Source organism: Prosthecobacter sp., assembly GCF_029946185.1.
GTDB lineage: Bacteria > Verrucomicrobiota > Verrucomicrobiia > Verrucomicrobiales > Verrucomicrobiaceae > Prosthecobacter.
Map to the genome: position 1 here is coordinate 94043 of NZ_JAQSEA010000306.1, position 5255 is coordinate 99297.

General features: G+C 55.0%; 3 protein-coding genes and 1 pseudogene. 1 reads left to right on the top strand and 3 read right to left on the bottom strand.

All coding sequences use genetic code 11. The annotated features are described in order from the left end of the window. On the bottom strand, positions 1-2906 hold a 2906-nt coding region (gene ppdK / locus PSV43_RS25190), incomplete at its 3' end, for a pyruvate, phosphate dikinase (protein ID WP_345784694.1). A 311-nt stretch (positions 2907-3217) separates the two neighbouring features. On the opposite strand from ppdK, the gene PSV43_RS25195 reads away from it, so the two are divergent. Then, on the top strand, positions 3218-3886 hold the full coding sequence (locus tag PSV43_RS25195) for a prepilin-type N-terminal cleavage/methylation domain-containing protein (protein WP_300204285.1): 669 nt from the start codon (positions 3218-3220) through the stop codon (positions 3884-3886). A 65-nt stretch (positions 3887-3951) separates the two neighbouring features. On the opposite strand, the gene PSV43_RS25200 is transcribed toward PSV43_RS25195, so the two are convergent. Both PSV43_RS25200 and PSV43_RS25205 read right to left on the bottom strand, forming a co-directional pair. After that, a complete protein-coding gene (locus PSV43_RS25200) occupies positions 3952-4452 on the bottom strand; it encodes an NAD(P)H-dependent oxidoreductase subunit E (RefSeq protein WP_300204288.1) in 501 nt (166 codons plus the stop codon). A gap of 33 nt (positions 4453-4485) precedes the next feature. Then, a pseudogene (locus PSV43_RS25205) lies at positions 4486-5255 on the bottom strand (NADH-quinone oxidoreductase subunit D); the annotation flags it as partial.

A 5255-nucleotide genomic window follows, 5' to 3' on the forward strand; every position in this document is an offset into this window, starting at 1 on the left:
TTAGCGGCTTTCTTGGCCGGCGCCTTTTTGGCGGCTTTCTTTGCAGCTTTCTTAGCCATGGTGTTTATCCTCTTTTTGTTGTTGGTTGCGTTGTTGCTTTGTTTTGCCACGGGTGCGCTTTTGGCGCCTCCACGGACACTTTTTCCTGCGGCAACCGGGACGGCGGCACGCTTTTCTTCGATCGCCGCCTGCGCTGCGGCAAGGCGTGCGACTGGAACACGGAAAGGGCTGCAACTCACATACGTGAGGCCTGCACGGTGGCAGAATTTGACACTCTCAGGATCACCACCGTGCTCACCGCAGATGCCCAGCTTGATGTCGGGCTTGGTCTTGCGGCCTTTTTCGATGGCGATATGGATGAGCTGGCCGACGCCGGTTTGATCCAGCGTAGCAAAGGGGTTCTTCTTGAAGATTTCGTTTTCCGTGTAAGGCATCAAGAAGCTGCCCATGTCATCACGGCTGATGCCCAGCGCAGTCTGCGTGAGGTCATTGGTGCCGAAGCTGAAGAACTGAGCGGTCTCGGCAATTTCATCTGCCGTGAGAGCTCCACGCGGCACCTCAATCATGGTGCCGACAAGATAGTCGAGCTTAATTTTTTTCTCAGCCATCACTTCTTTTGCAACTTTATGCACGATTTCGACCTGAAGGTCGAGTTCTTTCTTGAAGCCCACCAATGGAATCATCACTTCAGGCTTCACCTTGATCTTCAGCTTGGCCACGTCAGCAGCGGCTTCGAAGATGGCGCGAGCCTGCATCTCGGTGATCTCAGGATACGCGATACCAAGACGGCAGCCGCGATGTCCGAGCATCGGATTGAACTCATGCAGAGCAGCAACACGTGCGGTAACTTTCTCGACCGACACGCCCATTTTCTTGGCAAGTTCAGCCTGAGCTTTTTCTTCATGCGGCACGAATTCGTGAAGCGGAGGATCAAGCAGACGGATGGTTGCAGGAAGTCCTTTGAGCTCCTTGAAGATGCCGGTGAAGTCTTCGCGCTGATATGGCAGCAGCTTGGCGAGCGCTGTTTTGCGATCAGTCACGTTGTCCGCCAAGATCATTTCACGCACTGCGTCAATGCGGTCACCTTCGAAGAACATGTGTTCTGTGCGGGTGAGGCCGATGCCCTGAGCACCGAAAGCAATGGCGTTCTGCGTCTGCTCCGGATTGTCAGCGTTCGTGCGAACCTGCATGCGCGTGGCCTTGGAGCACCAGACCATGAGCTGCTGGAAGCTCTTGAATTTTTCGGTGCTTTGAGCGGCCTTGTCACCACTGATCATGCCGGTGATGATTTCGGAAGGAGCGGTCTTCAGCTCGCCACCGTAAACAATACCGCTGGTGCCGTCGATGGAGAGGAAGTCACCTTCGCTGAAGGTCTGGCCTGCGACAGAAACGGTTTTCTTGTCGTAGTCGATGATCAGAGCGGCGGCGCCGCAAATGCAAACCTTGCCCATTTGACGAGCGACCAGAGCGGCGTGGGATGAAACACCACCGCGTGCGGTCAGAATGCCTTCAGCAGCAATCATGCCGCGAAGATCTTCGGGGCTGGTTTCGTTGCGGACGAGCAGCACCTTCTCACCTCTTGCTTCGGCGAGAACTGCGCGGTCTGCATTCAGATAGATCTTGCCGGAGGCGGCACCTGGGCCAGCCGGAAGGCCGGTGGCGATGGCCTTGGCCTTCTTGACGTCTGCGACGTCGAAGATAGGAGCGAGGAGCTGCTCAAGCTGATCGGCAGGATTGCGCAGCACGGCGGTTTCCCAGTCAATGAGCTTTTCCTTCACCATGTCGATGGAGAACTTCAGAGCGGCGGCCGCAGTGCGCTTACCATTGCGGGTCTGCAGCATGAACAGCTTGCCTTCCTGAATGGTGAACTCGACGTCCTGGACATCCTTGAAATGCTTCTCGAGCTTCTGGCGGACCAGCAGCAGTTCTGCATAGGACTTCGGCATCTGCTTCTTGAGCTCAATCACAGGCTCAGGGGTGCGAACGCCGGCGACAACGTCTTCACCCTGGGCATTGATGAGGAACTCACCATAGAATTCATTAGCACCGTTGGCAGGATTGCGGGTGAAAGCCACGCCGGAGCCGGAGGTCGGGCCGGTGTTGCCGAACACCATCGCCTGCACGTTCACGGCTGTGCCCCATTCAGCAGGGATGTTGTATTTGCGGCGATACACGATCGCGCGGTCATTCATCCAGCTGCCGAACACCGCACCAGCGGCACCGCGAAGCTGATCCCACGGATCGCTTGGGAAAGTTTTACCCGTGCGGTCTTTGACCAGCTGCTTGAAGCGCTTCACAAGTTCTTTCTGGTCATCAGCAGTCAGATCGCTGTCCACGATGTCCTTGTGATAGACTTCATGCTTGAAGTTTTCGATGATGACTTCAAACGGCTCATGGTCTTCACCTTCGAGCTTCTGCACGCCGAGCACGACGTCACCATACATCTGAACGAAACGGCGGTAGCAGTCCCAGGCGAAGCGTTCGTTGTTCGTGGCAGCGGTCAGCGAGAGAACGGTCTGATCATTCAGGCCGAGGTTGAGAATGGTGTCCATCATGCCGGGCATGGAGTCACGTGCGCCGGAGCGCACGGCAACGAGAAGCGGAAAGCCCTTGTCGTCACCGAACTTGTAACCCATGATTTTTTCCATGCCTTTGACAGCAGCTTCCATCTGCGACTGCAAGGAGGCAGGATAGGTTCTTTTATTCTCGTAAAAATACGTGCACACATCGGTGCTGATGGTGAACCCGGGAGGCACTGGAAGGCCGATGCGGCTCATCTCTGCGAGATTGGCACCCTTGCCGCCCAACAATGCTTTCATGGAACCATCACCGTCTGATTTTCCCGGTCCGAAAAAATAAACGTACTTCTTTTTGTCTGCGCTAACCTTGGTTGCTGTCTTTGCCATATAAGATATATCAGATCGTCTGATGCGATCCGTAGTTGTTTGTGTTCAGTGGGGATTGAAGCGCGGATTTAATTCGTTGCGGTATATGATGCAAGCATTAGTTGACAATCAAAGCCGGCGATGAAGGAGGCGCATCAAGACTCAAAACGCTTATGCATCCACTTGTTCGAAGCCATCGAAGTTGGTGCTTGCTCATGACAAGTATTGACGTGGCAATGCAAAAACGATTAAATACTCAAGCGGAACGACGACTGTTTTGTTGAACCCCTTTCGTTCCCGGTACCAGCCAAACATAAACCCAACCAAAGATCATGAAAATCAAACCTCGTTCCAACTCTTCCATACGACCGGGCTTTACGCTCATCGAACTTTTGGTGGTCATCACCATCATTGGCGTCCTTGCAAGCTTGGTCATTTCCCAGGCCAACAAGCTGATGGCGGATGGCAGAAAGCTCCAAGTGCAGACCGTCCTCAAGGACCTGCGCCTTGCCATCATTAGCTATCAGGTCGATTACAACCGCTATCCAGTGAATCCCAGCCTGCTGAGCTCCGCATCTTCCGGCCAAGATATCGCAGCTTTGCCGACGGATGAGAACACCGGCATGGTCGACGCTCTGACGACACTGACTACATCTTCGAGTGGCGGTGGCGGTGGCGGCTCCGGAGGCATTAACTTAAACCCCAAGAGCATCAAATTCATCGACCTCCCGATCGCCAAAAATGGCAAATTTGGCTTGGTCAACGCCCAGCCTCCATACCGGTTGGTCGATCTCTGGGGCACCGTCTATTATGTGCTGCTTGATACCAATGGCGATCTGCAGGTGGCCAATCCAGATTTGAGCAATTCGGATCCCAGGATTTCCGCAAACGCCATCAGCCCTCCGCCGAAGATGCTTCCTTTGGAGGTAGCCGCATACAGCTGGGGCCAGGATTTGAAGCAGCAGACACAGGATGACGTTGTGTCCTGGCGGTCCAAGTAAACCAACCCGACATCAGTCTCACCGAGAGGCGCAGCGGCAAACCGCTGCGCTTTTTTATGCCTTTATCAGACGCGCTTCGCGAGCAGTTCGCCCACCTTGGCCGGATCGACCTTCTCATAAAATTCGTCCTCGATCATGCAGACCGGGCCAAAACCGCAGCTCGCAAGGCACTCGGCAAATTCAATGCTGTACTTGCCATCGGCGCTCACGGCGATGGGATGATGATGATCGGTATGCGAACGGTCGATGCCGCCGGCTTTGCAGAGCGCGTCCATCAGTTCGTAGCTCCCCGCCATGGCACATGAGAGAGTGCGGCACACGCGGATGTGGAACTTGCCAGGAGCGGCTTGACGGAAGCCAGGATAAAAGGTGACAACTTCGAGCACCTGAATCGGCTCCAAGGAGAGCTTTGCGGCCACCCAGTTCACGGCCTCATCATTGATGAAACGGAAATGTTCCTGCACCAAATGCAGCAGGGGGAGGACGGCGCTGCGTTTTGAAACGGGATAATGCGAGATCGCCTCGTCCATGCGTTTTTCCAATTCGGCTGGAACTTCAAAGGCCATGCGGGGTGTCTCGGATGAAAAGGTTGGGATGAATCAGCGGTCACATTCACCCATGACGAAGTCCAGGCTGCCAAGCACAGCAGGAATGTCGCTGAGCATGTGGCCGGGGATCAGCTTGGAGATGATGCTGAGATTGAGGAAGGAGGGAGCGCGGATTTTCAAGCGGTGAGGGACGCCGCCGCCGGTGCTGTTGATGTAGAAGCCGAGCTCGCCCTTGGGATTTTCCGCAGCGAAATAAACTTCTCCTGCGGGAGCGTCAATGCCCTGAGTGGAGATGATGAAGTGGTGGATCAGCTCCTCCATCTTCATCAGCACTTTTTCTTTCTTGGGCAGCAGCCCCTTGGCGTCGGCCACATTGATTGGACCTTCGGGCAGAGTGGCAAACACCTGCCTGAGGATGCGCACGCTCTGGCGCATTTCTTCCATGCGCACGAGATAACGGTCATAGCAGTCGCCCTTGGTGCCGATGGGCACGTCGAACTCATACTTGTCGTAATCGAGATAAGGATGCGCCTTGCGCAGGTCATGTTCGACACCTGAGCCGCGCAGATTTGGCCCGGTGAGACCGTAGCCGATTGCGTCTTCTTTGGAGATCACTCCGATGTCCTGCGTGCGGTCGATGAAGATACGATTACGTGAGAGCAGCTTGTCGATCTCATCGATCACGGGCTCCAACTGATCGAGGAAGGCCTTCACAGAACCGACAAAGCCATTCGGCAGATCACGGATCTGCCCACCCACGCGGGTGTAGCTGGTGGTGAAGCGCGCACCGGTGAGCTGCTCACAGAGATTGTAGATCTTTT

Bases quoted from the DNA above. Each gene is read 5' to 3' on its own strand.
- PSV43_RS25195 (WP_300204285.1), top strand. From the start codon at position 3,218: ATGAAAATCAAACCTCGTTCCAACTCTTCCATACGACCGGGCTTTACG.
- PSV43_RS25200 (WP_300204288.1), bottom strand. From the start codon at position 4,452: ATGGCCTTTGAAGTTCCAGCCGAATTGGAAAAACGCATGGACGAGGCG.